Source organism: Arcobacter sp. 15-2, from assembly GCF_047159865.1.
GTDB lineage: Bacteria > Campylobacterota > Campylobacteria > Campylobacterales > Arcobacteraceae > JAIOSF01.
In genome coordinates, this window is sequence record NZ_AP038804.1 from 727,006 (window position 1) to 753,721 (window position 26,716).

General features: G+C 29.1%; 27 protein-coding genes. 6 read left to right on the forward strand and 21 right to left on the reverse strand.

Annotation, left to right across the window (positions count from 1 at the left end):
- Nucleotides 1-29 precede the first annotated feature (29 nt).
- From ACMCMH_RS03950 to mnmA, 3 genes are all read left to right on the forward strand, one after another.
- A complete protein-coding gene (locus ACMCMH_RS03950; RefSeq protein WP_412727313.1) occupies nt 30-1,358 on the forward strand; it encodes an aminotransferase class V-fold PLP-dependent enzyme in 1,329 nt (442 codons plus the stop codon).
- Complete coding sequence (locus tag ACMCMH_RS03955) at nt 1,358-2,623, forward strand: O-acetylhomoserine aminocarboxypropyltransferase/cysteine synthase family protein (RefSeq protein WP_412727315.1); 1,266 nt, start codon at nt 1,358-1,360, stop codon at nt 2,621-2,623. Before ACMCMH_RS03950 ends, ACMCMH_RS03955 begins: the two co-directional genes overlap by 1 nt.
- Nucleotides 2,624-2,686: 63 nt before the next feature.
- On the forward strand, nt 2,687-3,724 hold the full coding sequence (gene mnmA / locus ACMCMH_RS03960; RefSeq protein WP_412727317.1) for a tRNA 2-thiouridine(34) synthase MnmA: 1,038 nt from the start codon (nt 2,687-2,689) through the stop codon (nt 3,722-3,724).
- Between the two features lie 118 nt (nt 3,725-3,842).
- Here mnmA and ACMCMH_RS03965 read toward each other — a convergent pair whose 3' ends face one another.
- The 14 genes from ACMCMH_RS03965 to ccoN all read right to left on the reverse strand — a co-directional run bounded on the left by ACMCMH_RS03965 (nt 3,843) and on the right by ccoN (nt 17,706).
- Complete coding sequence (locus ACMCMH_RS03965; RefSeq protein WP_412727319.1) at nt 3,843-4,547, reverse strand: DUF445 domain-containing protein; 705 nt, start codon at nt 4,545-4,547, stop codon at nt 3,843-3,845.
- Between the two features lie 50 nt (nt 4,548-4,597).
- Nucleotides 4,598-5,548 carry an A/G-specific adenine glycosylase gene (locus tag ACMCMH_RS03970; RefSeq protein WP_412727321.1) on the reverse strand — a complete coding sequence of 317 codons (951 nt, stop codon included), beginning with the start codon at nt 5,546-5,548 and terminating at the stop codon, nt 4,598-4,600.
- Complete coding sequence (locus ACMCMH_RS03975) at nt 5,549-8,290, reverse strand: RecB-like helicase (protein ID WP_412727323.1); 2,742 nt, start codon at nt 8,288-8,290, stop codon at nt 5,549-5,551.
- Between the two features lie 16 nt (nt 8,291-8,306).
- A complete protein-coding gene (locus tag ACMCMH_RS03980; RefSeq protein WP_412727325.1) occupies nt 8,307-8,864 on the reverse strand; it encodes a YajG family lipoprotein in 558 nt (185 codons plus the stop codon).
- A gap of 23 nt (nt 8,865-8,887) precedes the next feature.
- Entirely contained in the window at nt 8,888-10,069 is a 1,182-nt protein-coding gene (locus ACMCMH_RS03985; RefSeq protein WP_412727327.1) for an MFS transporter, read from the reverse strand.
- Between the two features lie 4 nt (nt 10,070-10,073).
- On the reverse strand, nt 10,074-12,380 hold the full coding sequence (locus ACMCMH_RS03990; RefSeq protein WP_412727329.1) for a PD-(D/E)XK nuclease family protein: 2,307 nt from the start codon (nt 12,378-12,380) through the stop codon (nt 10,074-10,076).
- 43 nt (nt 12,381-12,423) lie between these two features.
- Nucleotides 12,424-13,011: a hypothetical protein gene (locus ACMCMH_RS03995; RefSeq protein ID WP_412727331.1), complete on the reverse strand. Its 588-nt coding sequence runs from the start codon at nt 13,009-13,011 to the stop codon at nt 12,424-12,426.
- Entirely contained in the window at nt 13,001-13,642 is a 642-nt protein-coding gene (locus ACMCMH_RS04000; protein WP_412727333.1) for a hypothetical protein, read from the reverse strand. Before ACMCMH_RS04000 ends, ACMCMH_RS03995 begins: the two co-directional genes overlap by 11 nt.
- A 65-nt stretch (nt 13,643-13,707) precedes the next feature.
- Nucleotides 13,708-13,872, reverse strand: a complete 165-nt coding sequence (locus ACMCMH_RS04005) for a hypothetical protein (RefSeq protein ID WP_412727335.1) — start codon at nt 13,870-13,872, stop codon at nt 13,708-13,710.
- Between the two features lie 294 nt (nt 13,873-14,166).
- Nucleotides 14,167-14,400 (reverse strand): DUF4006 family protein, encoded by a 234-nt coding sequence (locus ACMCMH_RS04010; protein ID WP_412727337.1) that lies wholly within the window; start codon nt 14,398-14,400, stop codon nt 14,167-14,169.
- A 1-nt stretch (nt 14,401) separates the two neighbouring features.
- Nucleotides 14,402-15,292: a c-type cytochrome gene (locus ACMCMH_RS04015; protein ID WP_412727339.1), complete on the reverse strand. Its 891-nt coding sequence runs from the start codon at nt 15,290-15,292 to the stop codon at nt 14,402-14,404.
- 38 nt (nt 15,293-15,330) lie between these two features.
- Nucleotides 15,331-15,543: a CcoQ/FixQ family Cbb3-type cytochrome c oxidase assembly chaperone gene (locus ACMCMH_RS04020; RefSeq protein WP_412727341.1), complete on the reverse strand. Its 213-nt coding sequence runs from the start codon at nt 15,541-15,543 to the stop codon at nt 15,331-15,333.
- A 9-nt stretch (nt 15,544-15,552) separates the two neighbouring features.
- A complete protein-coding gene (gene ccoO / locus ACMCMH_RS04025; RefSeq protein ID WP_412727343.1) occupies nt 15,553-16,218 on the reverse strand; it encodes a cytochrome-c oxidase, cbb3-type subunit II in 666 nt (221 codons plus the stop codon).
- 15 nt (nt 16,219-16,233) lie between these two features.
- Nucleotides 16,234-17,706, reverse strand: coding sequence for a cytochrome-c oxidase, cbb3-type subunit I (gene ccoN, locus ACMCMH_RS04030; RefSeq protein WP_412727345.1), 1,473 nt, complete (start codon nt 17,704-17,706; stop codon nt 16,234-16,236).
- Nucleotides 17,707-17,920: 214 nt separating this feature from the next.
- On the opposite strand from ccoN, the gene ACMCMH_RS04035 reads away from it, so the two are divergent.
- Nucleotides 17,921-18,529 carry a FlgO family outer membrane protein gene (locus tag ACMCMH_RS04035; protein WP_412727347.1) on the forward strand — a complete coding sequence of 203 codons (609 nt, stop codon included), beginning with the start codon at nt 17,921-17,923 and terminating at the stop codon, nt 18,527-18,529.
- A 13-nt stretch (nt 18,530-18,542) separates the two neighbouring features.
- Here the strand turns inward: ACMCMH_RS04035 and hemH are convergent, their stop codons facing one another.
- Together hemH and ACMCMH_RS04045 are read right to left on the reverse strand one after the other, a co-directional pair.
- Nucleotides 18,543-19,469: a ferrochelatase gene (gene hemH, locus ACMCMH_RS04040; protein WP_412727349.1), complete on the reverse strand. Its 927-nt coding sequence runs from the start codon at nt 19,467-19,469 to the stop codon at nt 18,543-18,545.
- Nucleotides 19,470-19,476: 7 nt separating this feature from the next.
- Nucleotides 19,477-20,067 carry an ATP-binding cassette domain-containing protein gene (locus tag ACMCMH_RS04045; RefSeq protein ID WP_412727351.1) on the reverse strand — a complete coding sequence of 197 codons (591 nt, stop codon included), beginning with the start codon at nt 20,065-20,067 and terminating at the stop codon, nt 19,477-19,479.
- Nucleotides 20,068-20,151: 84 nt separating this feature from the next.
- Here ACMCMH_RS04045 and ACMCMH_RS04050 point away from each other — a divergent pair, with 84 nt between their 5' ends.
- Nucleotides 20,152-20,424: a c-type cytochrome gene (locus ACMCMH_RS04050; RefSeq protein ID WP_412727353.1), complete on the forward strand. Its 273-nt coding sequence runs from the start codon at nt 20,152-20,154 to the stop codon at nt 20,422-20,424.
- 38 nt (nt 20,425-20,462) lie between these two features.
- Here the strand turns inward: ACMCMH_RS04050 and ccoS are convergent, their stop codons facing one another.
- From ccoS to ACMCMH_RS04065, 3 genes are read right to left on the reverse strand one after another with little or no spacing between them, the layout of a single operon-like run.
- Nucleotides 20,463-20,690 (reverse strand): cbb3-type cytochrome oxidase assembly protein CcoS, encoded by a 228-nt coding sequence (gene ccoS / locus ACMCMH_RS04055; protein ID WP_412727355.1) that lies wholly within the window; start codon nt 20,688-20,690, stop codon nt 20,463-20,465.
- Complete coding sequence (locus tag ACMCMH_RS04060; protein WP_412727357.1) at nt 20,683-23,070, reverse strand: heavy metal translocating P-type ATPase; 2,388 nt, start codon at nt 23,068-23,070, stop codon at nt 20,683-20,685. Before ACMCMH_RS04060 ends, ccoS begins: the two co-directional genes overlap by 8 nt.
- Entirely contained in the window at nt 23,061-23,573 is a 513-nt protein-coding gene (locus ACMCMH_RS04065; protein ID WP_412727359.1) for an asparaginase domain-containing protein, read from the reverse strand. The genes ACMCMH_RS04060 and ACMCMH_RS04065 overlap by 10 nt, the downstream gene beginning before the upstream one ends.
- 63 nt (nt 23,574-23,636) lie before the next feature.
- Here ACMCMH_RS04065 and ACMCMH_RS04070 point away from each other — a divergent pair, with 63 nt between their 5' ends.
- On the forward strand, nt 23,637-25,259 hold the full coding sequence (locus ACMCMH_RS04070) for an EAL domain-containing protein (protein ID WP_412727361.1): 1,623 nt from the start codon (nt 23,637-23,639) through the stop codon (nt 25,257-25,259).
- Between the two features lie 5 nt (nt 25,260-25,264).
- Here the strand turns inward: ACMCMH_RS04070 and gmk are convergent, their stop codons facing one another.
- Together gmk and ACMCMH_RS04080 are read right to left on the reverse strand one after the other, a co-directional pair.
- Nucleotides 25,265-25,888, reverse strand: coding sequence for a guanylate kinase (gene gmk / locus ACMCMH_RS04075; protein WP_412727363.1), 624 nt, complete (start codon nt 25,886-25,888; stop codon nt 25,265-25,267).
- Nucleotides 25,881-26,699 (reverse strand): hypothetical protein, encoded by an 819-nt coding sequence (locus tag ACMCMH_RS04080; protein ID WP_412727365.1) that lies wholly within the window; start codon nt 26,697-26,699, stop codon nt 25,881-25,883. Before ACMCMH_RS04080 ends, gmk begins: the two co-directional genes overlap by 8 nt.
- Nucleotides 26,700-26,716 lie beyond the last annotated feature (17 nt).

The following is a 26,716-nucleotide window of genomic DNA, read 5'->3' on the forward strand; positions in this document are numbered from 1 at the left end:
AAGAGTTGTCTTTCATTTAAAGGTAAACAATGACAAAAAACAACGAAATATTTAGACCATTTATAACAGAAAATACTACTTTTGAAGAGATTAGTGAAGGTATAATTGGTAAGAACAAAGATAGCTATTTTGATTATACAGCATCAGGATTAGCTTATAGACCTATTGAAGAGAGATTGCAAGAGGTTCTAAATACTTATGCAAATACACATTCAGAATTTGCAGGTAATGCAAAAGCTACATCATTTAACTACGATATAGCAAGAGAAAATTTAAAGAAATACCTTGGATTAACAAACGATTTTGTTGTGTTCCCATGTGGATCAGGAGCAACTGGTGCTATTAAAAAATTTCTAGAGTTACTTGGACTATATATTCCACCTGCTACAAAAGCAAGATTCAATATCAATGTTGATGACTTAGAAAAACCACTTATTTTAGTAGGTCCATTTGAACATCACTCAAATGAGATAAGTTATAGAGAAGCATTATGTGATATTTTAAGAATACCACTTGATGAAACAGGTAATGTAGATTTAGAATTTTTAGCAAATGCTCTTGAAGAAAATAAAGATCGTCAACTAATAGGTGCATTTTCTACAGCATCAAATGTTACAGGAATCGTTTCACCTTTTGAAAAAATATCGAAACTTTTAAGAAAATATAATGCAATTATTGCATTTGATAGTGCAGCTTCATCTCCATGTATGAGCCCGAAAAGTGAACTATTTGATGCAATCTTTTTATCACCACATAAATTATTAGGGGGTCCTGGTACTTGTGGTCTTTTAGCAATTAGAAAATCACTAATTGACAATGCAATATCTCCTACTTTTGCAGGTGGAGGAACTGTTGCTTATGTTTCAAAAGATGAGCATATTTTCAATAGTGATATTGAGATGAGAGAAGATGCAGGAACACCACCTATTCTTCAAATGATCAAAGCATCATTTGCATATCAAATGAGATATGAACTAGGACTTGACAGAATACAGGAGCGAAAATCTGTAACTTTTAGATATCTAGAAGAGGAGTTAGCAAAACTACCTGAACACACTATCTATGGGCAAAACAATATTCATGACAGTATAGGAATCATCGCTATCAATTTCCATGGTGTGACACCATTTGATTTATGTGAAAAACTTTCAACTGAATATGGAATTCAAACACGAGCTGGATGTAGCTGTGCAGGACCTTATGGGCAAGATCTGTTTGGAATAACAGAAAGTGATTCTGAAAAAGAGAAGCCAAGCTGGTTACGAATCAGTCTAAACTATACACATAGTAAAAAAAATATAAAATATTTAATTGATGCTCTTCGAACATCAGTAAATGAACTAAAAAAGGAAAAATAATGAATAAAGAGACTTTAGCAATACACGCAGGATATAATAAAGACACTCAAGGGACAATGGCTGTACCAATCTATCAATCAACAGCTTATGCTTTTGAAACTGCTCAACAAGCATCTGATAGATTTACACTACAAGATTTAGGAAATATATACACAAGATTAACAAACCCTACAACAGCTACTTTGGAAGCTAGAATAGCCGAGCTTGAGGGTGGTGCTAGTGCTATTGCAACATCAAGTGGGCAAGCTGCTATTTTTTATGCAATTTCAAATCTATTTGAAACAGGTGACAATATCATCATCTCTGATAAAATTTATGGTGGAAGTGTAACTTTATTTAAGCACACAATGAAAAGATTTGGTCTTGAAGCTCGAGTTTTTGAGCTAGACAATCCAGAAACAATTAACGCACTAGTTGATGATAAAACAAAAGCAATTTTCTTTGAATCATTATCTAATCCACAAATTGCAGTTGCTGATATTGATGCAATTTCTGCTATTGCTAAAAAACATGGTATTGTTTCTATTTGTGATAATACAGTAGCAACTCCATACTTAATCAATCCAATTGCACATGGTACAGATATAGTTGTACATAGTTGTAGTAAATATATGTCAGGACAAGGTCTAGCTTTAGGTGGAGCTATAGTCGATAGAGATGGTTTAACAGATTTCTTTAAAGACAATCCACGATATACTCACTTCTTTACACCAGATGAGAGTTACCATGGTTTGGTTTATACAGATTTACCATTTCCTCCGTTTAACTTAAGAATCAGACTTGCGCTTCTTAGAGATATTGGTGCTACACCATCTCCATTTAACTCATGGTCACTTATTCAAAGTCTTGAGACTTTAGGTTTAAGAATGGAAAAACATAGTGCAAATACTCAAAAAGTAGCCGAATATTTAGAATCAAACTCTGAAGTATTTAACTTAAATTATCCTGGATTGAAGTCAAATAAATACCATGCTTTAGCAAATAAGTATTTTAAAGATGGTTTATGTAGTGGTTTATTAAGTTTTGAAGTAAAAGACAAAGATACAGCTTGGAAAATTCTTGACAATACAGATCTATTCTCAATAGTTGCTAATATTGGTGATTCGAAATCTATTATAACTCACCCATCAACAACAACTCATCAGCAAATTCCTCTTGATGAGCAAAAAGAGATTGGAATTACAGAAGGATTAGTAAGAGTAAGTGTTGGTCTTGAAGATGCCTCAGACCTTATTGCAGATTTAGAAACTGCATTTAACGCATAGGTTAAATATCCCTAGAAGTTATCTAGGGATATAATTGCCACTTTTTAAAAAAAGGAAATCCTTATGAACAATAAGAAAGTATTAGTTGGTATGAGTGGGGGAGTTGACTCCTCTATGACTGCTTATATGTTACAAAAAGATGGGTATGAAGTAACTGGCTGTTATATGAAACTTCACAACTCAAGAGTTGGATATCATGAAAAGAATATCGAAGCAGGTAAAAGAGTTGCTGATTTTTTAGGTATTGAATATCATGTACTAGATTTAGAAGATGACTTCAAAAATGAAGTTTATAACTATTTTGTAGATGAATACAAAAAAGGTCGTACACCAAATCCATGTGTAAAATGTAATAGAAGCATCAAGTTTGGTGGGATGTTTGATTTTGCTAAAAGTTTAGGTATAGATTATCTAGCAACTGGACACTACGCAAAAACTGATGGTGAATTTATCTATGAAGCAGATGATAAAACAAAAGATCAAAGTTATTTTCTTGCACAAGTAAAAAAAGATGTATTAAAACATCTAATTTTTCCAATGTCTATTTATAAAAAAGAAGATATCATCAAGCAAGCATCTCAAATTCCTGCTATTAAAAAAATATCTGAAAATAAAGAGTCTCAAGAGATTTGTTTTGTTGAAACTGTTTATACAGATGTCCTCAAAAAACACAATAAAATCGATCAAGATGGAAAAGTTTTAGATGTTAATGGCAATGAAGTAGGAAAACATAAAGGATATATGCACTACACAATCGGTAAAAGAAAAGGTTTTACAGTTGATGGAGCACACGAGCCACACTATGTAAAATCGTTAAATCCAAAAACAAATACAATAGTTGTAGGGAAAAAAGAGGACTTAGCTATAACAAATGTAAAACTAAATGACCTTAACCTTTATGTAGATGGTGATTCTTTTGAGTGTACTATCAAGCTAAGATATAGAACAACAAAAATTCCATGTAGTGTTACTATTGAAAATGGCATCGCAAATGTAGAACTTAAAGAGCCTGTATATGGTGTAGCATCTGGTCAAGTTGCTGTATTTTATGAAGATGAAAAAGTTCTAGGAAGTGGTTGGATTACGCAAACAGTAGAATAAATTGTTCTAATTGTATTTTCATCACAGTTAAAAACTAAATCAAACTTTATGTTTGTTTTAGTTTTTAAGACTTTCTATAAAATATTATTGTCTTATAAAAAAGTCTTTTAAATAAAGCCTACAATACAAATGAACCCAATAATCCAATTAGTCCACCAAAGACTCCACCCCAAACTACAAGCCATCCAAGGTGTTCTTTAATCATATCTTGTACTAGGTTTTTTACCATCTTTGGATTTAACTCATCTAGTCTTAATTGAACTACTGAATCGATTTTTTTACTCATATCTTCACTGATATCACTATTTTGTAATGTTTCTTGGATAAGTTTTTGAAAATCATCTGTATGTACGATATTATTTATAGCAACTTTCATTTTTTTTGTAAAAGGTTCTTGAAGTGGTTCAAGTGCTTTTTCACCACCAAACATACCTAACATACCACCAAAACTAGACTCCATAACTGCACTTTTTAAACTCTCGTAAGCTATAGAGAAATCTGTTTTTTCTATCACATTTGATAAGTCTAATTTTTTATTTGTAGACATCTCTGATTCAAAAAATTTATCTAAGTTTTCTTTGGTAAAAAACTGATTCATAATCAAAGTATGTATTGAAGTTTTAAACTGTTCAAATCTATTTTCTACTACACCGCTTCCATATAAAAAAGGAACTTTTTCAAATAACATATGTACAGCTATCCAGTTTGTCACTGCCCCACTTAATGCAAACAATCCTATAGTTAGAATGATGCCATTTCCTGTAAAATACCCAACAATAACTATTAAACATGCTATTAGATTTGTTCCTAAACTTTTATTCATTTTATTACCTTATATTTTCTTCTTTTTAAAATGTGATTTTAGCGTGTTTCTTATAAAATGTTATTTATTTTCAAAAGTGCTTTTTTTGTAAGTGTAGAGATAGGTAAAGTATCTATATCTTCAATTTTTATCCAGATGATTTCATCGTTATCTAACTCTTCAACTTTATATAAATTTACTGTTAATCTATATTTTGTATAACTATGTTTATAGGTATCTATAAAGTTTTCATCTATAGGATCACAACTTGGTAATTCAAGCATACCTTTGTACATTTTACCTGTCGATTTTTGCAGAGCTATTTTATTGTCTTTTATACATATTGCATAAAATAAATCCATAGATTCATATACAGTTTTTTTCTTTTTGGTATAAAGTTCTGGTTCATTTTTACCCAAACAGTTTTTTTCTAGTGGGCATTCATCACATTTTGGATTTTTAGGATTACAAACCATTGAACCTAAATCCATAAGTGCTAGATTATGTGCTCTTGATGCTTTATGATTTAAAAGTTCATCTGCATTTTTCCAAACTACCTCATCTTTTACATCTAAAAGCCCACAATATCTTTTCAGTACTCTTGCTATATTTGTATCTACTACACTTACATTTTGCTCATATCCAAAACTGCAAATTGCACTTGCAGTGTATCTACCTATTCCAGGTAATTTTAATAACTCAGCCATAGTATCAGGTAATTTTTCAGTGGATAAATTTGCTGTTTTGTGTATATTTCTAGCTCGTGAATAATATCCCAAACCACTCCATGAAGCCAATACCTCATCAATAGGAGCTTTTGATAAAATCTCTAAAGTAGGAAACTTTTCTAAAAAATTAGGATAAAACTCTTCCATCACTCGACTTACTTGTGTTTGTTGAAGCATGATTTCACTGATATAAATATGATAAATATTTCTAGTAGTTCTCCAAGGTAAATGTTCTCTACCATTTTCTTCATACCAAGATAAAAGAGCGGTATGTAATTTTTTTATATTTTGCATCTATACTGCTAATAACTCCACATTTTGGGGATGTAAATATACTAGATACCCCTGAACATTTTTTTCATCTGTTATCTCTTTTATCGCTTGTACATATTTTTTTACTTGCGTAAGATGTGAACTATTTTTCTGTGTTGTTGTTTTATAGTCTACTACTACATATCCATTTTTATTTTGTACTAACAAATCGATAATTTTATGTTCATCATTAAACATCAACGCTTGTTCTTTTGTAAAACTACTTTTGTCAACAATCTCTTGAAACTTTGTATCTGACACTAAAAGTGCAATTCTATTATAGAGATCTTCAAATTCGTTTTCATCTAAAAAATTTCCATATTTATTTTGTGTATTCACAAATGCTTTTTCTAAACTTTTTGTATCAAAATTTTTCATCATCTCCAAACAATAGTGTGTCGCTATACCAAAATATCGTGCCTTTAAACTACCTATACTATTATCTTGAGTAGATTTCGATTTCTCTTGATATCCTAAATTTAATGGCTTATACTCAACATCTTGTTCACTATTTCTTACTTTTTTATGCACTATCTCTTTATGCAAACTCCCTATAGTTTTTAAAGGAAAATCTCCCAACAAATCAAAAACACTATTTTTCTCTTTTTTTAGAACTATCATATTGTTTTTTGCTCTTGTTAAAGCTACATATAAAATATTGAGTTCGTCAGCTACGACTAATTTTTTTTCCTTATTGACAGCTTCTTCATAAAATCTATCTAGGTTTTCCCTTTTTGATCTTTTGTAAAATATCTTTTTTAAATCGATATCATCATATTCAAAAAGCAAAGAGCTTCTATCAGGGTTTTTTTTCGTAACTCTATCAAGTACAATTACTGTATCAAACTCTAAACCTTTTGATTTGAAGACTGTTAAAATAGAGATTCCATTTTGTGCTTGGGATACAATTGAGGTATCATCTTTACTACTATCATATACAAAGTCTACAATAGTATCATACGATACAGACAACTCTATAAAACGGATAACATTATCATCAACTATATCAAAATGATATGCCACTTTTTTAAGCAGTGTCACTACATCAATATTATCAATATCAACAAAATATTCAAACTGCGTAAAATACTCTTTTCCTACAAGCGCATTGAAATTCACTCTATAAATGTCTTCTTTAAAATAGATATATTTTATAGCATTGATGAGTGCTTTTACATTTGTTTGGCTTATAAGTTTAGAAGTCATCTCCGTTACCACTTCAAGTTGTGGATTTTTTTGTTTAAAATATTCATAAATAGCCAAAACATCTGCGTTTGTATAGGTAAGTATTGCTATGTTATTTACTTCAATATTGTTTTTGAGTAACTCTTCAACTTTATTATAAACATCTTCATAAATAAGTTCTTTTTCACTTGAGATATTAGCAACCTCAACATACCCCTCAATTTTACTATTGACTTTTTGATTATCATATTCATAGTTAGAGAGAGGTTCAAAAGTGTTATTTACAAAATTTACTACATTTTGACTACTTCTATAGTTTTTATCTAGAAGTTCAACTTCTAACATTGGATGAAAAATAGAAGCAACATAGTCAAATAACTCTTTTGTTCCACCTCTAAATCGGTAAATAGACTGCTTGATATCTCCTACATAAAAAAATGTTTTATATACTTCAGGGTTTCCAGAGATAATCTCATCGATCAGATGAAATAAGATTTTAAACTGCAAAGTGGAGGTATCTTGGAACTCATCTATTAAAATATGATTATATTTGGCATCAAGTCTAAAATATAAAAAATCTTTTTCGATGTGATTTTCCAATAACTTATACACAATATTAGTAATATCACTAAACTCCAAAGAGTTTCTTTTTGCATTGTATGAGGAACGAAACTCTTTAAAATCATCAAAAATCTGAAATAAGTTTTCTAGAGTATAACTCTCTTGGATTTGATAATAAAGTGTGACATTTGTTTGTAATCGTTCAAGATTATCATCAAGTTCTATAGGAGGTTTTGCTTTTTTGAAATAGGAAAAATCAGATAAACTCTCTTTTGTAAGCCATGTTTTCCCTTTGTCTAAAAGTTGTTCAATTGTATTAAAATCTACAGCATTATAGCCTGACTTTGAAACTGTACTTTTATCTATGAAATTTTTTATGATATTTGCATCTTCCATAATAGCAATAGATACAGCCTCAAAACTACCCTTTGGATAGTGTTGTACCTCAAGCTTTTCATTTTTATCAATCAATACTTTAAATAACTCAACAATCGAATTGAGCTTTTTATTTTCTCTATGAGCAAACTGAATAAGACTATCAAATTGAGACTCATCTAAAGAGGTTAAAAATTTATAAAGAAGTAACTCTTCATCATCAAACTTGATATCAAAATCATCGTTTATCCCTATATATCCACTAAACTCTCGTAAAATCTTATTGATAAATTTATCTATAGTATAAATAGAGAGTTCTGAAGAGATAAATTTTTTGATAATCTTATCTTTTTTTGCTAATACATTCTCTTTTGATAATTGTGTTTCAATTATTACAGCATCCAAAATAGCTTCATCATCACCAAGACTAAGAAGTGTATCATAGATACGCTCAGCCATTTGAGCTGCTGCTTTATTGGTAAAAGTTAAGGTAAGTATCTCTTTTGGATGTGCATCAAGAAGTAAAAGAGAAATATATCGTACAGTTAGCGCAAATGTTTTACCACTTCCTGCACTGGCTTTTAAAGCTATAAAAGGTTTCATTTACAAATTCTTAATTTCACTTAATTTTTTCAATCAAAATAGCTACTGTTTTTGAGACAGAATCTCTCATCCCCTCATTGAGAATAGATTCAAAACCCTCAGCATCTAAAATCATTGGTTTGTAAAGTGTTTGGTTTGTTTCTATTTGAGAAGTTATTGTTTTATCATCTTTTTTTATGACTAATTCTATTTTGATATTTGCACTCATATTTTTTGAATCTAAACTATATTTTGTATATTTAGCACTAATCTTTGTGATATTTACAATAACATCTATACCCGATACATTTTTATTGTTTAACATTTTTGCATTTTCAAACTCTCTTTTAAATGCTTCTTGATACCATTTTTGAACATTTGAACTTAATGAATATTGGTTTTCAATCTTATTATCATTATATATTGTTGATACTATTTGTGTATCTCTTTTATCATTTACACCTATAAAATTTATAGAAAGATTTTCTACCTCATTTTGATGTAAAGTTACATATGGTTTTATATCTGTTTGTACTTTTGTAGTACACCCTATAAATAAAAAAACTACACATATTCCCAAAATAATTTTTTTCACTTTATCTCCTTTTTTATTACTAACTAAATTTTTTTATTTTTTGCAAGTGTCGTTTCAAAACCAATTTTAGGATTTTTAGGTATTAAAAAAGATAATGCCAATGAACCTATAGCAATCATCGAACCAATCAAAAATACTAAAGAATGAGAATATAACCATACAAGTCCTAAAACTACTGGTAAAACAACTGCTGCAATATGATTGATGGTAAAACTCACAGCACTTGCACTAGCTATATCTTCTGGATTTGCTATTTTTTGAAAATATGTTTTCAAAGCAATTGCCATTGCAAACAAAAGATGATCCAACACATATAAAAAATAAGCTAAATAAAGATTATCCACAAATGCATACATACTAAATACAATGAATAGTCCAACATACTCCAGTTTTAAAGAGAGTGATTCTCCAAAACGAGAGATAAACTTTCCTATTTTTGGAGCAAGATACATATTTAAAACAGAATTAATAATCAATAATATCACCATATTATGAATATCAACACCAAATTTCTCCACAAGTAAAAAGCCAGCAAATACTACAAATATTTGCCTTCTTGCTCCTGCAAAAAAAGTCAAAAGATAAAATAACCAATACTCTTTTTTCAAGCGGATTTTTTTATCTTGCACAATATCATCATCAAAATGTTTAAACATAATCCACGAAAAAGCACCTATAAAAAAAGTAATCCCTCCAAAAAAGAGATATACTACTTTATACTCAACACTGTAAAACTTCATCATTATATAGATGATTCCCAATGACATAAGTGCTGTAAATGATTTTAAAGCAACAATCTTTCCTAAAATAATTGGTGCTTCTTTTTTACTAAGCCACTGTAAAGATAACGATTGATTCAGTGTTTCTAAATAGTGAAAGCCTGTAGACATAATCAATGTAGTAATATACAGACCAAATACACTAGGAAAAATCCCTGTAATTGCTGTACCAAGACCTAACAGCATTATAGAGATATAAGCGAGCCGTTGTTGTGCAATAATAATCGTAACCAATACAACAGTAAAAGCTAAAAAGCCAGGAATCTCTCGTATAGCTTGTAAAATACCTATTTGACTTCCATCAAAAAAAGCCACTTCTATAACAAAATTGTTCAATAAACTCATCCAAGCGGCAAAAGAAAATGACATAGAAAGTGCCATAATATATAATAAAACTTTTTTTGAATGAAACACTTTTTCTAGCATGATACTAATCCCTCTGACAAATGGTTTTATAGGGACAAAATGTACAGTGTGCTAAATTATCTGTACATTTAAAATTTACTTTTTCTGTCTTTAGAGCTAAAAAATGAAGATCTAAAACAGCAAGTTTTTCTTGTAAAACAACTTCATTTTTCATAACAACATCACTCAGACTATAATAACAAACATCTCTTATCATTTTATCTCGCTGGGCTAGATAATAAAACTCAAGCTGAAAATCTGTACTCTCTTCATAGGTTTTGAGTGTATCAATTTTTAAAGATGAGGATGTTTTATAATCAATAATTTCATAGGTATTGTCAGGATACTTATCAATTCTATCAATAGCACCTTTGATATTAATTCCATTATAAGTTAAATCAAATCTTTTTTCAACCTCAAATATCTCAATCCCATTTGCTTTTCTCATAGATTCGTACTCTACAAGTTTTTCAAGTCTTTTTTTCCATAACTCTAACTCTAAAATTAAATAAGGATTGTTTTTTTGAAAAGTACTAAAATAATTACTTATAAACTGATTGGTAAGGCTCTTTTTTTTCACAGCCTCCTCTAAACAATTATGAATGATATTACCTATCTCAAAAGCTTCTGGTTTGATACTTATGGTGTGATCTTTTATATTTGAAAGATACTGAAAATAGTATTTTCTTTTACACTGTAAATATGTTTTTAGGCTTGTTGCTGACCATGATTGTTTTGATAAATCGATATCTAAAATGATTTCACTATAGAAATGTTTAAAATCGTTTTTTGTGTATAAAACAGATTTAAAATCATTTTTTTTGATATGTGTTTTATAGTCTTCAAAAAGTTGTACTATAAATCTGCTCATAACACTTTGCTCATCATCAATATAACAAATAGCGATATTTAAAGCATTGTCAAAAAGTCTTTTATAATAATATCTTTGTAAATTTTCTCTATCTTCTATACTTGGTAATCCTACCATACTTTTTAAAGAAGATGAGATAAACTTATCTTTTACGCTGATTTTTGGAATTTTTTGATCATTAAAGTCAATCACAATAATTCCATCAAAATTTACCGCTCTTGTTTCAAGTATACCTAAAACTGTAATTTTACCACCAGAGATATCATCTATTGTGATATTATTTATCTCAGTAGAGAGCAGTTTCATAAACTCCTTTGTTTTGATCACAATTGGTTCATTGGTACTATTTGAAAAAAGCAAAATTTGCATCGATATTTTTATCTGTTCAAGTTTTTCCAATACCTCTTCATCACTCTCTAAAGAGAAAAGATACTCCAAAATCTCTAGCATCATCTCTTGGGTTAACTCTTTATTCCAGTTATCTCGAAAAAGTTCTGAAAATATCTGATTATCTATATTGAAGTACTCTAGCTTTACACTATCTTTTGGTTCTTTATCAACCAAAACTTTTGTAATAAGTTTTATCACTTTTACAATTTTATGTTCTGATATACCTCTTCCCATAGCAAAGTTGAAATAGTGTTCATCATCAAACAACTCTAACTTGGAACTTATCTTTTCATTTGGAATCACAACAGCAATTTTTTCTGCTGCAATACCTTTTTTAATCATCTGAGTAATATGGTATTTTATAAAAGCAATTTGCTCTAGCTGTGATGAAATAGGAGAGATCACAACATCTTCTGTAATCTTTTTTTTCTCCTCTTTTTTGATTACTTTTAAAGCAGTTAAATCGATTGTATAACGGTTTCCTATCTCAAAATCTTCTTCTAAACCATACTCTTTTAATAATGAGATATTTTTTTGATTGAACTGATTTAAAATAAGAATAATAGTAAGATTTTTAAATTTAGCTACATCTTGTAAGATTTTAAACTCAAATTTTGACAAGTACCCTTCCAAATAAAGAGTAATATCATCAAACTGTTCTATATAATCTTCATTTAATATATAATCATTTGGTAAAAAAATATTATCACAGTAATTATGTTTTTCGAGTATCTTTGAATAATTATAATATATCTCTTTTAATATATCTAAATGATCTGAGTATAATGCATAAGTATCATATTCTACGAGTCTTTCCATCTCTACATATTCATTTGCTAACTCTTGAAAAAATCGAAAAATATATTCACTTTGTTTTAAAAATGTTGTAAACTCTCTACTGAAGCCAAGTTTTTCAATATCTATGTTTGCGATCGCTTCTTTTAAAAAAATGATTTTTAGATGTTTATCGACGAATTTTCGATTTTTACTATCGATAATTGAGCGTTGGAAAAAATCCCCTATAGAGATATACTTTTTGATAAGTTGATTTGTTGTTTTTAATTCACTCAAATGATCCCGTATTGCCCTTGATGTTGGCAATACGATAAGTGAATTATTTAGTTTGTCTTGATGCATTTGTTTTTATGTAAAACGAACCTTTACTTCCATTTACTTCTACTGTCCCAGTAATGTTCCAGTACCCAAAACTTTGAATTTCAAATTCTTTACTTCTTTCATTTGTAAGATTAAGTGTTACATCTTCTGCGTGTGTGGTATTTTTTGTTACTAATATATCAACTTTGCTCTCTTTTATCTCATTGGCATTTTTATCTTGAATATATACTTTTACACTATTTTTCCCAATATGTAACATATTTTTTCGTATTTTTCTCTCTTTTATAACTCTTTGAGAAAGATAAATATCAGAATGACTTAACCCAATAATCTCTTCATCATTAAAAACAAACTTTACATTGTACTTAGAATTGAACTCATTATTTTGTTCCATTATTTTATTGTAGTTATCATCTACATCATGTTGATTACTTAAAAAAGCATTATCGTCATCTTTTCCTACATCTGACTGTAGAGTCATATAAACAGTCCAAAAAATAAGGGCTATACTCAACATAAACTTTAGTATAAAAAGTGTATATACAAGCCATTTTGGCATAGGTTTATTCTCTTTTTTATTTTCCACTATTTACACCCTTTTTATATTTTCTCTCTTTAAGTATTATTATAACATATAGACCTAATCCTGTAAGTACAATAAAATACATAAATACTTTCCAAATAGTTCCCGCTGTTTTCCCTTCACTTCCTATACTTGACTCTAGTTTAATATTTTGACTATTTGCAACACTATCTGCCATTTGAGCAAAACCATTCAATGTCGCTGCACTTGTTTTTGCAAATAAACTATTTTTATCTTTTGAAGCTAATAAAGGGATAACATAACCATCTAAAATATCATCTTTGTCAATAATATTTTTCATATCATCAGAGTATAAAATATTTGCATATAACTGATCTACGGATATACTTAAAACTACATACGGCTTTTGAAGTTTAGAGATCAAATTAGCTTCTAGTTTTCTCATAAGCTGTAGTCGTATTTCTCTTTTTTCGCTAGGATTAATTCCATTATTTTCTCGAATATCTATATAAAGATTCACTCCCAATTTTTCTTTTGCTTCAGTTCCAATTTGAAAAATCTTCTCTTGTGCACGCTGATCAATCAATCCATCATGCTTAATAATATATGGGTTTTGACTTGCATTTAGTGCAGATATGCATATAAATACTAAAAAAAATAATTTGCTTCTCACATATGTTCCTTTAATTATAAATAATTTGTATATTTACTGTATTGTACTTAAATTAGTATAATTTTTTAATTATTCTGATTTGATATTTTAATAAATTGTCCACAACCTTTATGCGGTTTTCCATTAAATCTTTTATGATCATTTTGACCTAGTTTAAAAAGTCTATATCTTTCACACTCATCCTTTTTCATACATATATCATTGCTACATGCTTGTATCTGTTCAGCCATGTTTTTCCTTTTTAATTGTCATAATTCTATATTTACATAAAATAAATTTATAGTTATTATAATTTAAAATTTTCAAATGAATATTACTACTATTTTTCTTCTTTGTCAATAAATAATATATTTTAGATTTCAATCATAAAAAAAGGGGAGATGAATTAACATCTCCCCTTTTTAACTACTTTAGTCACTAATTAGCCAACAAATACTCTTGTAGAATCTAAAAATGATAAAGCGATTGTTACTACAGCAGAAACTGCTAATAGTCCCCAAATTACATAATACATCATCTACTCCTTATTTATTGATCCACATTTTATGATTTTCTGGATCATTCATTTTTAATGCGTTAAGATCCTGATTTACTTCATAAAAGTTTTCAGCGTTAGCTTGTTGTGTTACAACAGCGAAATATGTTAAAGTACCAAGAATTGAAAGAAGTAATACAACTGCAATTAACATACCTGTAATACCATGTATCAAACTAAATATACCTCTTTCGTTATCATTCATTTGTGTATTTCCAGCCATACTATTCTCCTATACTTCTTAAGTAATTTGCAACAGCTTTTACTTGTGTTTCAGATAATCTTCCATCAAAACTTGGCATTGAACCTATGATAGATTTTTTACCATCTTTAAGAACTGTAGCTACTAATTTATCACTATAGTTTTTAATATTTGGTGCAACATAGTCCATACCTTCACCATTCTCACCATGACAAGATGAACAAGCAGCCCACATTGCAGGTGCAGTACCTTTTAAACCACCAGCAACATACTCAGCAATCTCTTCAGCATCTTTTCCTGATGCCATACCTGCTGGCATACCACCTGGGAAATCAGTTTTGAAGTTGTTGGCACCATTATTAATTACATCAAGAACTGATTCTTTACTAATTCTTTTTGTTAAATCTTGTGCCTTACCATCAATACCCTCAGCATCAATACCATGACATGGAGCACATTGTACTAAAAATACAGATTGACCCATACCAACTAAATCTTCTTGTGAAATATTATTCCATTTAGATTCAAATTTAGCTTGATATTCATTTGTTTCTTCATTGTATTGTCCAATTTGTGAAAATTGATTTGTTGGGTAACCAATAAAGAAATACCACATCATCCAAACAATTGTACCTATAAACATCAATGCCCAACCAGTAGGAATATTGTTACCGTATTCACCAATACCATCCCAATTTTCTTCTTTTAATTCACCAGTAGCTTTATCATTTTTAATTTGATTAACATACTTTAATGCCACAAATACTGTAATACCAATAATTGCAACAGCTCCCAACATTGTAAGGTCATTGATATAATCTTCACCTAAGGCAAATGAATCACCTGCCATGAAGTATGTACCAGTCATCAATGCAATGATAAGAATAATACCACCTATTACCATAGACTTCATATTAGCTATCTCCTTTTTTATTTTTTTTCAAAAGTTTCTCAACTCTCTTTATTGTCATTTTTTCTTTTTTCTAAAGGTTTTGATTCTATACTATCGTCTAACACAAGGTTCGAATAACTTTCATAGTTAGTCTCACCTTTTTTGTCTCTTCTATATATAGAAAAAGCATAACTATAAAACACGATACATACAATTGCCAACAAAGCAAATTTAGCATAAGCTTGAACAGTTAATAGAGTTTCGTATTCCATGTTTTAGCCTTATTTTAAAGAATTTAAATATGCAATTAAAGCAACAATTTCTGGAATTTCGCCAGCTTCTACTGCATCTTTTACACTTTGATTTTTCATATCTGCTGCAACTAATTTTGCTTCCGCTAAAGCTGAAATTCTTGCATCTTCCCATGAACCTAACTTAGGCATACCAGCTTTGTCATATGGTACAGCAAATACTTGTTTTTGAGTATTTGCATTTGCATATGCAGTAGCTATATCAGCTTTATTAGTAAACATATGAGGATATGCAGGCATAACTGTACCTGGAACAACTGAAGCAGGATCCATCATGTGGTTTTCATGCCAATCTGTAGTTCTGTAGTTACCAACTCTTTGTAAATCTGGTCCAGTTCTTTTAGATCCCCATAAAAATGGTCTATCATAAGCAAATTCACCAGAAATTGAATACATACCATATCTATCAGTTTCTGATTTAAATGGTCTAATTAACTGTGAGTGACAAGCGTTACAAGAATCTTTAATATAAACTTGTCTACCAGCTAGTTCTAAAACAGTATATGGTTTAGTACCAACTTTAGGTTGAGAAGCTTTAGCAAAATCTGGTAAAACTTCTACAAGTCCTGCAAACGCAATAAATAAAAATAATACTACCGTAAAGAAAAACGGTCTTTGTTCTAACCAATGAAACATATTAACCCCTCTCTCTTAAGCGCCCATAGGCGATGCGTTTGTAGGCTCTTTATCAAGAACTCTACCACAAGTAGCTGTTTTATACATATTATATGCAAACATAAAGAAACCAATTAAGTATAATAATCCACCAACTGCTCTAATTGTGTAGTATGGTTGTAATACTGTAACTGTATCAATAAATGAGTATAATAAAGAACCATATTCATCATATGCTCTCCACATCATACCTTGAGTAATACCAGCAATCCACATAGATGTAAAGTATAATACGATAGCTGTTGTTTGTAACCAGAATTGTGTTTCCATTAAAGATTTAGAATAAATCTCTCTTTTATACATTCTTGGTGCCATATGAAATAATGCTGCCATTACCATAAATACAACCCAACCAAGTACACCATCGTGAACATGTCCAGGGATCCAATCTGTAAAGTGAGCAATAGCATTAACAGATTTAATAGCTTGAATTGGTCCCTCAATAGTAGATAACATATAGAATGTTGAAGCCATAACCATAAATTTAATTAATGGAGATGATTGTAATTGACCCCACTCACCTTTCATAGTTAAAAGCATATTAATAGCAGAACCCCATGATGGTAAAATAAGAACAACAGACATAACAGAACCCATAGTTTGCATCCAATCAGGAACAGTACTATAGATAAGGTGGTGTCCACCAGCCCATAAGTATACAAACATTAATCCCCAGAAAGCTAAGATAGAAAGTTTATAAGAATAAACATTTTGTCCTGATTCTTTTGGTAAGAAATAATAAATCATAGCAATAATTGGTGTAGTAAATACAAATGCAACAGCATTATGTCCATACCACCATTGTACTAGTGCATCATTTGTACCTGCATACATTGAAATTGAATGGATCCAAGAACTTGGAGCATCACCTGCAAATAACATTGTTGGAACTTCCATATTATTAAATAGATATAACATTGCAACAGCAACGAAACATGCAATATAATACCATAGTGAAATATACAATGTTCTCTCTCTTCTAATACCAATTAATCCAAAAATTGAAATACCCCATAGAACCCACCATACTACTACTAGTAAATCTAATGGCCATTCTAATTCAGCATACTCTTTTGATGTTGTAATACCAGAAATTAAAGTTACTACTGCTAAAAGAATAGTAACAAAATACAATACAAAATGTAATTTTGCTATACCCATTAAAAAAGGTGACTCTTTTAAAGATACTTTTAATACTCTTTGACCAACATAATACCATGTTGCAAAGATACCACTTAGTGTAAACCCAAACGCCACACCATTTGTGTGTAAAGGTCTTAACCTACTGAATGTACCATACTCGCCAGCTAAGTTATTTAGCCCTGGGAATGCAAGTTGAAATGCTAAAATAACACCAACAGTCATACCTATGATTCCAAACAGAATTGTTGCAAAAGTAAAGGCTTTTGCTATCGAGTAATCATACTCAATTGTTGCACCGTTCTGCATCAATCTCCTCCTAAAGTTTAAAATAAAGCCACGAAAAACGCCACTTATTAAACGAATTTTATCCTAGATTAATTTAAATCAATCTGAATTAGTTAATTGTTTGTTAATAATAAATTATTAGTTTAATAATTTTATCTAAAATTAAGTATATCTATTAATCTAATTTTAAGAAATGTGCAGATATACTTTCTTCATATTATTAAAAAGGTGTATTATGTTAAAGAAATTATTAAAAAGTGGATTAGTTGCTTCACTTATATGTATTGGTACAACTGGTTTCGCTCAAGGTGAAAATACAATTGAAATCAATAGTGGAAACATGATATCAGATTATGTTTCTCCTGTTGGATCAAATGGAATGGTTGATGATAAAATAGTAGAACTAGCTGATAGCCTATTAGCAAGCAGCAGAATTGCTCAAGCAGATATGGGAAATATCGCTATTACATCATTTGTAAATCTACATAACTTATCAAAAACAAGCTCTTTTGGAAGAACAATTGGTGAAACATTTTTCAATGAACTCTTTATTAGAGGTTTTAATGTAGCTGACTTTAGAGGTCAAAATGCACTAACGATAAACCCTACTGGTGAATTTTTTATCACAAGAGATGCACGAAAAATCAATAAAAAAGTTGCTAATAGCTATGTATTAGTAGGAACATTTTCTGCTATTGATAAACAAGTTATCATAAATGCAAGAATTATGGACAACCAAACAGGTAGAGTTGTAGCTTCAGCTAAAACTTATTACAGAACAACTGATTGTCAACTTTTAAATAACTGTCCTGTTAAAAGAACAATTAGAATTGTATCTAAATAATTTAGATTAGCACTTAAAGAGAGACTATCTCTTTAAGTGCTTCAACAAAAGTTTCATTGTCATTTACACAACTACAGACTTTATACTCTTTTACTTGTAAATCTTTTGCAATCTGTCTATACTCTATATCTAACTCAAAAACTGTTTCACTATTATCAATAATAAAAGATAGAGGATAAATAATCACCTTTTCATCTTTAAAGTATTTTAACATATTATCAAGACTTGGTGTTAGCCACTTCATTGGCCCAACTTTAGACTGATATGCTAAATTAATCGATTTTATGTTTGTTGCATAGTGAGAAAGTTTTTCTTTTAATAAATCAAAATGTTCCTCAATTTGTTTTTGATAAGGATCACCTTTTTTTACTATTTTTTGAGGTAAAGAGTGTGCTGAAAATATCAAATGAAAGTCATTGTACTTCCCTTGAACTTTAACAATCTCATCGCAAATAGCTTTATTATAAGTCTCATTTTTATAAAATGGTTCAATAGTTGTAATGTTGAACTCACCTGCACTTTTTTCCACAAAATCTTCAACACTTGATTTAACTGTAGTAGTTGAATATTGTGGATATAAAGGAAGAAGTATAACATCTTTTATTTTTTCTTTTTTTATTCGTGCAATAGCAGTCTGAGAAAATGGAGAAGTATAACGCATAGCTGTAGTAATGTAGTATTCAGGAAAAATAATAGTCAATTTCTCAACTAACTTTTGCGTAAAATCATGTAACGGTGATGAACCACCTATAGTTTTATAATTGTCCCACACTTTATTTAAACGACTATAAACTAACAAAGAAGCAAACATAGATCGAATAGTATCATTTTTAAATGTAATAATATTTTTATCATTAAACATATTGCGTAAAAACACTTCTAATTCATCTTTATTTCTTGCTGCTCCCATATTCAATAAAACTAACGCTTTTTTGCTCATTTTTTTCCTAAATATCTATATTTATTATTTTATTACTACACCATAATCCAAGATCACTGTCATGTGTAATTAGAAGAATACCAAACTTATCTATAAAACCTACTAATAGTTTCATTGTCTCCAAAGCTACTATATTATCTAAAGCACTAGTTGGTTCATCTGCAAGTAAAATATCAGCTTTCATAAGAATAGCTCTTAAGATACTACATCTTTGTAATTGACCTCCACTTAATTTATGAGGTTTTTTAAGAATCAAACTTTTTTTTAAGTCTAACTTATTTAAAAGATCTATTAACTCTGTCTCTGCATAGTTTTCTACTACATCATTAATTTGTTCAATAATTGTGTATGAAGGATGAAATGAGCTATAAGGATCTTGAAAAATAAAAGCTATTTTTTTCACTTTTATCGTTCCCTCTATAGGGGTTAGGTTAGAAGTAATTAGTTCAAATAAAGTTGATTTACCACTTCCACTTACCCCAACAATAGAAACAATTTCGTTTTTATTTAATGACAAATTAAAATTATCATAAAGCAGTTCATTTTTATTATAACCAAAAGATAAGTTATCTATTTTTAATACACAGTTTTTATTCATAAATATATTTTATCTTAATTTATATAAGATAACTTGAAGTAAGAAGTTAGTATTATTTAGCAAAATTAAATAAAGGACAATAATATGAAAAAAATCGTATTAGGAACATTAGTATTAAGCGTAGCAGCATTTGCAGCAGTAAATTTAGGTGCATGTAAAGCATGTCATGGACAAAATTTTGAAAAGAAAGCTTTAGGTAAATCTAAAATTGTTAAAGATATGACTAAAGCTGAAGTAACTGCTTCATTAATCGGATACAAAAATGGTACTTACGGTGGACCTATGAAAGGTGTTATGAAAGGTCAAGTTGCTAAATATAGCGAAGCTGATTTATCATCAACAGGTCTTGGTAAATAATTTTATCAAGTTGAAAAAAGATTAACCATTAGAAATAGTTAATCTTTTTTTTGTAATTTTTCTCTCTTTTTTTCTCTTAAATCTTTCACTTTTTCATCTTTTTTAACAGCATCTTGTAAATCTTCTGTACTATCATTTAAAAGACCATTCATCATCTTTTTACCATCATCAAATTGTCCCTGTTTTACACCCCAAATAAATATACCTAAAAGAGTAAAACTTACAATAATACCAACAACTAATTCAATCCATAAAATACTATTCATCTATTTTCCTATTTTTTATTCTTAAACTATTTCCAACAACTAATAATGAACTTAAACTCATAGATAATGCAGCAACTAAAGGTATAATATAACCAGCCATTGCAATAGGAATCGTTAGTATATTATAAACAGTAGATATCATCAAATTTTGTTTGATAAACTTAAATGTTCTTTGAGAAATATAATGACTTTTTTTGATTCCTTCAAGCTTATCATTTAAAATGACAATATCACTAATAGCAATTGAAATATCAGCGCCATTTCCCATAGCAATTGAAATATTTGCTCTACTTAAAGCTAAAGAATCATTTATCCCATCACCCACCATAACAACACTTTTTTTACTATCTTTTAAACTTTGAATATAATCTGCCTTTGCTATGGGGGACATTTTTGCATTATAATGATCAACTCCAACTTCTTTTGCAACTGAAGAAACTGCTTGTTCATTATCACCACTGCACAGTATTGTTTTTATGTTCTGTTTCTTAAAATACTCTACTGTACTTTTTGCATCTTCTCTTAGTTTATCTTCTAATTCAAAAGTTGCCAAAAGTTTGTCATTGATAGTAAAGTGATAAATAGTGGTTTGATACTCAACATTATTTTCTAATCTACCACCAAAAATTATATTGTTATTATATCGAGCTTGTAGTCCCATTGAAGGTAGTTGTTCTATCTCTTCTAAAGTTATTATATCTAAATTTTCAAAGCACTCTTCAAGATAGTTTTTAATTGCTACACTTACTGGATGAGTTGAACTATCTGCTAGGGAGTACAAAATATTGAGTTCCTTTTTTGTTAAAGACAAAGGAACTTTTTTTACAGTAAGTTTTCCTGTTGTAAGAGTTCCTGTTTTATCAAAAACTATAGCATCTATTTTTGCAAATGTTTCTAAAAACTTTGCTTCTTTAAATAAAAGTCCTTCTTGTGATAACCAGCTTATACCAATCAAACTTGCAATTGGAGTCGCCAAAGCTAAAGCACAAGGACACGCAATAATAATTACAGAAATCGCCACAATTAAAGAATTTTCAAATCCTCCAACATACAAATACCAAGCTATAAAAGTAGCCAATGATAATGTCAAAATAATAATTGAAAAATATTTTGATATCTCATTTGTAGTATCTTCAATTTTGGGCTTAGAATTTAAAGAATCTTCAAGTAACTCAACAATATTATTTAAAGTAGAATTTGCATAATTTTTAACCGCTTTATATCGTATAACAGCTTGAGTGTTAATTGTACCACTATAAATTTTATCACCTGTAGTTTTACTAACAGGTAAAGATTCACCACTTATACTGCTTTCATCAAAACTACTAAATCCCGAGACAACTTCTCCATCAACACTTGCTTTTTCACCCGTTTTAACTTCAATAATATCATCAACTTTTATCTCATCAAGTGATACTACTTTTTTCCCACCATTTTTTATGATTGTAGCTTCAAGTGGTATTTGAGATTTTATTTTATCCATTGTATCAACAGCACTTTTTTTCCCTAATACTTCAAGATATTTTCCAACCAAAACAAAAGTAATAATCATAGCAACACTATCAAAGTAACTATCTCCAGCACCTCCAAATAAAACATATAAAGAGTAAATATAACTAAGTGTAGCTCCAAATGAAACTAAAAAATCCATATTTATTATTTTATTTTTTAGTCCATAGTAAGCACCTCTAAAAAAAATCCATCCACTATAAAAAAGTACAGGAGTTGCAAAAATAAATTCTGCCATATGGATAATACGAAGCATCTCATCATCAATACCAGTAAAATAACCTGTATATTTTGCAACATCGATCATCATGATATTCATCGATGCAAAAATTGCAATAGACATCCGTAAGAAAAAATCTTTTTTATTTTTTGTAGCTTTTTTTTCACTCTCGGTTCTATCATAAGGATATGCGTTGTATCCAATACTTCGTATTTTATCTATAATTTGAGAAAGTTTTATAACATCTTCATCCCAAATTATTTTTGCTTTATTATTCGTAAAATTAATATTTACTTCTACTATTCCAGCTGTTTGGTCAAGTACTTTTTCATTGAGCCAAATACAAGCAGCACAATGGATACCTTCAATAATTAAATCAACTCTACTAAAACCCTCATCAGTTTTCTTAATATACCGAGTAGTAAAACTTTCCATATCAAAATTACTACTATCACTCCCAACTGCTAATGGCTTTGCTAATTTATTTTTTCCTACTTTTTCATAAAAACTATCAAGCCCATCATCTTTTAAAAGATGATACACTCCTTGACAGCCATTACAACAAAAATGTAAATTTTTATTTTCAGGCTCATTTATCATAAGTGATTCATCAAACTCTAAATGACAATGGCTACATGCAATTAGTGACATTCAAATATACCAAGTTCTCTGTTTTTATAAATTTTATTATATTTTTTTACTTTTCCATGCATTGCAATATAAACATCATTTTTTATCTTTTTACCTTGAAGAAATCCCATAGCGAGTGAAAAGTTTGCAGTTGCTTCAACTTTATCAATACTATAAGGAACCATTGCACCCGTAAGAATAATAACTTTGTTCTTTATGTGTTTATTGATAAATTTTGCAGTTTTTTCCATTGTATCTGTTCCATGGATAATAATAATATATTGACTTTTCGATTTTTCAATATATTTAATTATTTTTTTTCTATCTTTTTTATTCATATCTAAGCTGTCTTTATGAATAATACTTTTAATACTGATTCTACCAATTTTTGATGATTCTAATACTGATTTAATTATAAAATTATTATTTGGAACAATTAATTTTCCTATAATCTCATTATATATTTTATTAAAAGTTCCACCTATATTTAAGACTAGAAATTTATCATTATCTTTATTATCCATCCAATATTACCTTTTACCTAAATTATGTTATTATATCTAAAATAATAATAAAGAAGAGATTTAATGGAAGCAGATGTATCAAGACTAAAAGATATTACAGTTTTGTATTGTGAAGATGAAGAATATTTACGAGATATTACAAAAGGGATACTTGAATCCTTTACAAAAAATCAATTTATATGTAAAGATGGAGCAGAGGGTCTAGCTGTTTTTAAAGAAAACCAACATCTTATAGACTTGGTTATTACTGATGTAAATATGCCAAATAAAAATGGTTTAGAGATGGCAAAAGAGATTAAAGAGATTAATTCAAATATGCCTATTATTGTAGCAACAGCATTCTCAAATTCCGAATACTTATTAGAAGCGATTGATTTGGGTGTTGATAAATATGTTTTGAAACCAATAAATGTCAAAAAACTACTTGATATAATGTCAAAATCTTTACTCTATCATGAACTGAGAGATTTGTATTTAGATCAATTAACAAAACTACAAAATAGAAATGCACTTATTAAAGATACAAAAACTATAGAAAAGTCTACACTTGCTCTGATTAATATTGATAAATTCTCAATCCTAAATGATCTCTATGGAGAAGATTTTGGAGATAAAATACTTTTAGCATTTGCACAAAGTATGAAAGAAACATTTACGAATGGACTTTACAATATTTACAGAGTTGGTTCAGATCATTTTGTAATTCTATCCAATGATCAAGACGCTGATGTAAAAGAGTTTAAAAAACTGTGTAAAGAGTTTATTCATAAATCTAGCCACCAAGGGATTAACATAGATGGAGAAAATATTGATATTAGTATCACTATAGGGATTGCTCAATCAAGTGATAAACATGCATTTGAATATGCACAAAGAGCAATACCAAAAGCTAGAAAAAAATATCTTGATATCTTAGAATATGATAAAGAACAATTTGAACAAAAAAAAGATATTGAAGAAAATATAAAGTGGATTAAAAAACTCAAATCAGGTTTGGTAGATGGAAGATTCCAGCCATATTTTCAACCTATCATTGATGCCAATACAAAAGAGGTCTATAAGTACGAAGCACTTATCCGATATATTGACGAGGATGACAATGAGATAGCTCCTTTTAAGTTTTTAACAATTGCAAAAAAAGCACGATTGTTTCCAGTTATTATAAAAGTTATGCTTTCTAGTGTATTAGCAATTATTAAAGAGAAACAAATAAGAGTTGCAGTTAATTTATCTTTTGAAGATATAATAAACAATGATACACATCAATTTATTTTTAATACTTTAGAAAAATACAAAGATGAAGCAAAACTTTTGGATTTTGAAATATTAGAAAGTGAAGAGATTGAAGACTTTGAAATTGTAAAAGATTTTATCATCAAAATCAGATCGTATGGCTGTCAAATTGGAGTAGATGACTTTGGTGCTGGTTATTCTAATTTTAATATGTTAGAAGCACTCAATGTTGACTTTGTTAAAATCGACGGTTCACTCATAAAAGAGATTGATACTCTTCCAAAACATGCATTAATTGTAGAAACCATCTCTGATTTCTGTACTAAATTTGGCGTAAAAACTGTAGCTGAATTTGTAAGTAGTGAAGATATCTATCAAAAAACTAAAAGTCTAGGTATTGAATATATGCAAGGTTGGCATTTTGGAAAAGCAGTAAGTAAAGATAAAATTTAAAATCTTTACTTATTCCAATTTTTTATAATCTCTTCTTTATTGTACAACGAAGCTTTAACAAGAGAGCTTCTAGCAATAGAAACTAACTGTTCTGATGCAATTTTTAAATCATCATTTACAATAAAATAATCGTATTGATCAATATACTCAATTTCAGCTTTTGCATTTGAAATTCTTTTTTCAATAACCTCTTTTGAGTCAGTATTTCTAGTATATAGTCTATTTTCTAGTTCTTTTATTGTAGGTGTTGTTATAAAAACTGTAGTTGTAATATCTCGTAATTTAGTAATAACCTGTTCAAAACCTTGAACATCAATATCAAAAATTACAAGTTTTGATTCTTTTAGTGCTTGATTGATAGGTTTTAAAGAGGTTCCGTAATAGTTTCCATGAACTTCTGCCCATTCTAGAAAATCACCATTTTTTATATCTTTTTCAAATTCATCTTTTGTTACAAAATAATAATCAACACCATGCTTTTCACCTATTCTAGGTTCTCTTGTCGTTGTTGAAATAGAAAAGTGATAATTATTTATAATTTTATACACCTCTTTCAATAAAGAGCTTTTCCCACAACCACTTGGCCCTGATAATAAAAGTATTGCGCCTTTTGTATATAAGTTATTCACTCTCAGTTTTTCCTAATTTAATTTGTAAGTTTATCTCATAACCATCTGTTAAAGAATCAATAATATCTTGATCCAATTTATTTAATAATGGAGTTAACTCATCTAACTCAAAATTATTCAGAAGTACTTTGATTGGTTTATTATCAAATTTACTATATATTTCACTTACAGTATTTACTTCATCAATTGCTTGATCAATAATAGATGATAAATCCATCCACTCATTATCAACTCTCTCTTCTGCAAAATCTTCTTTATGCACATCACCTGTTGTCATTATATTTTGTATATTTGACAACTCTTTAGTATCTAATACTCCACCATTATTTAGTGCAGCCAAAGAGACTATACTATCATCATTTTCTTCTTCCATATCATAAGCAATATCATCAGCTAAGCTTTCTAAATACTCAACAGCAGGTTCAATCTCTTCTTCATCAGTAACATGGTCATCTTCAACTTCAATATTTGAAATATACATTTTTGAACTATTTCGTTTTTTAAGAATATCTAGTTGCTCTTCTAAAATATTTTCTAAAGTTGAAGGTAAAAAAGGTAAAGGTATGAGAAAATCATTTGCACTTTCAAAAGGTAATTCTGTTTTAGATATAGCTCCTATTAACTTTGTATATGATTTTATAATATTAAATCTACCATCAATAAAATCGTTGTCAATAATAATTAAATCAACTTTATGATCAATTTGAGCCTCATGCAACACTTCTAAATCTATATGCAGTTTTTTACACACTAAAGTAAAAATTTGGATAATAATTGGTTTTCTTGATACTAAGATTAAGCTTTTACTCATAATACTTTCCACTAATC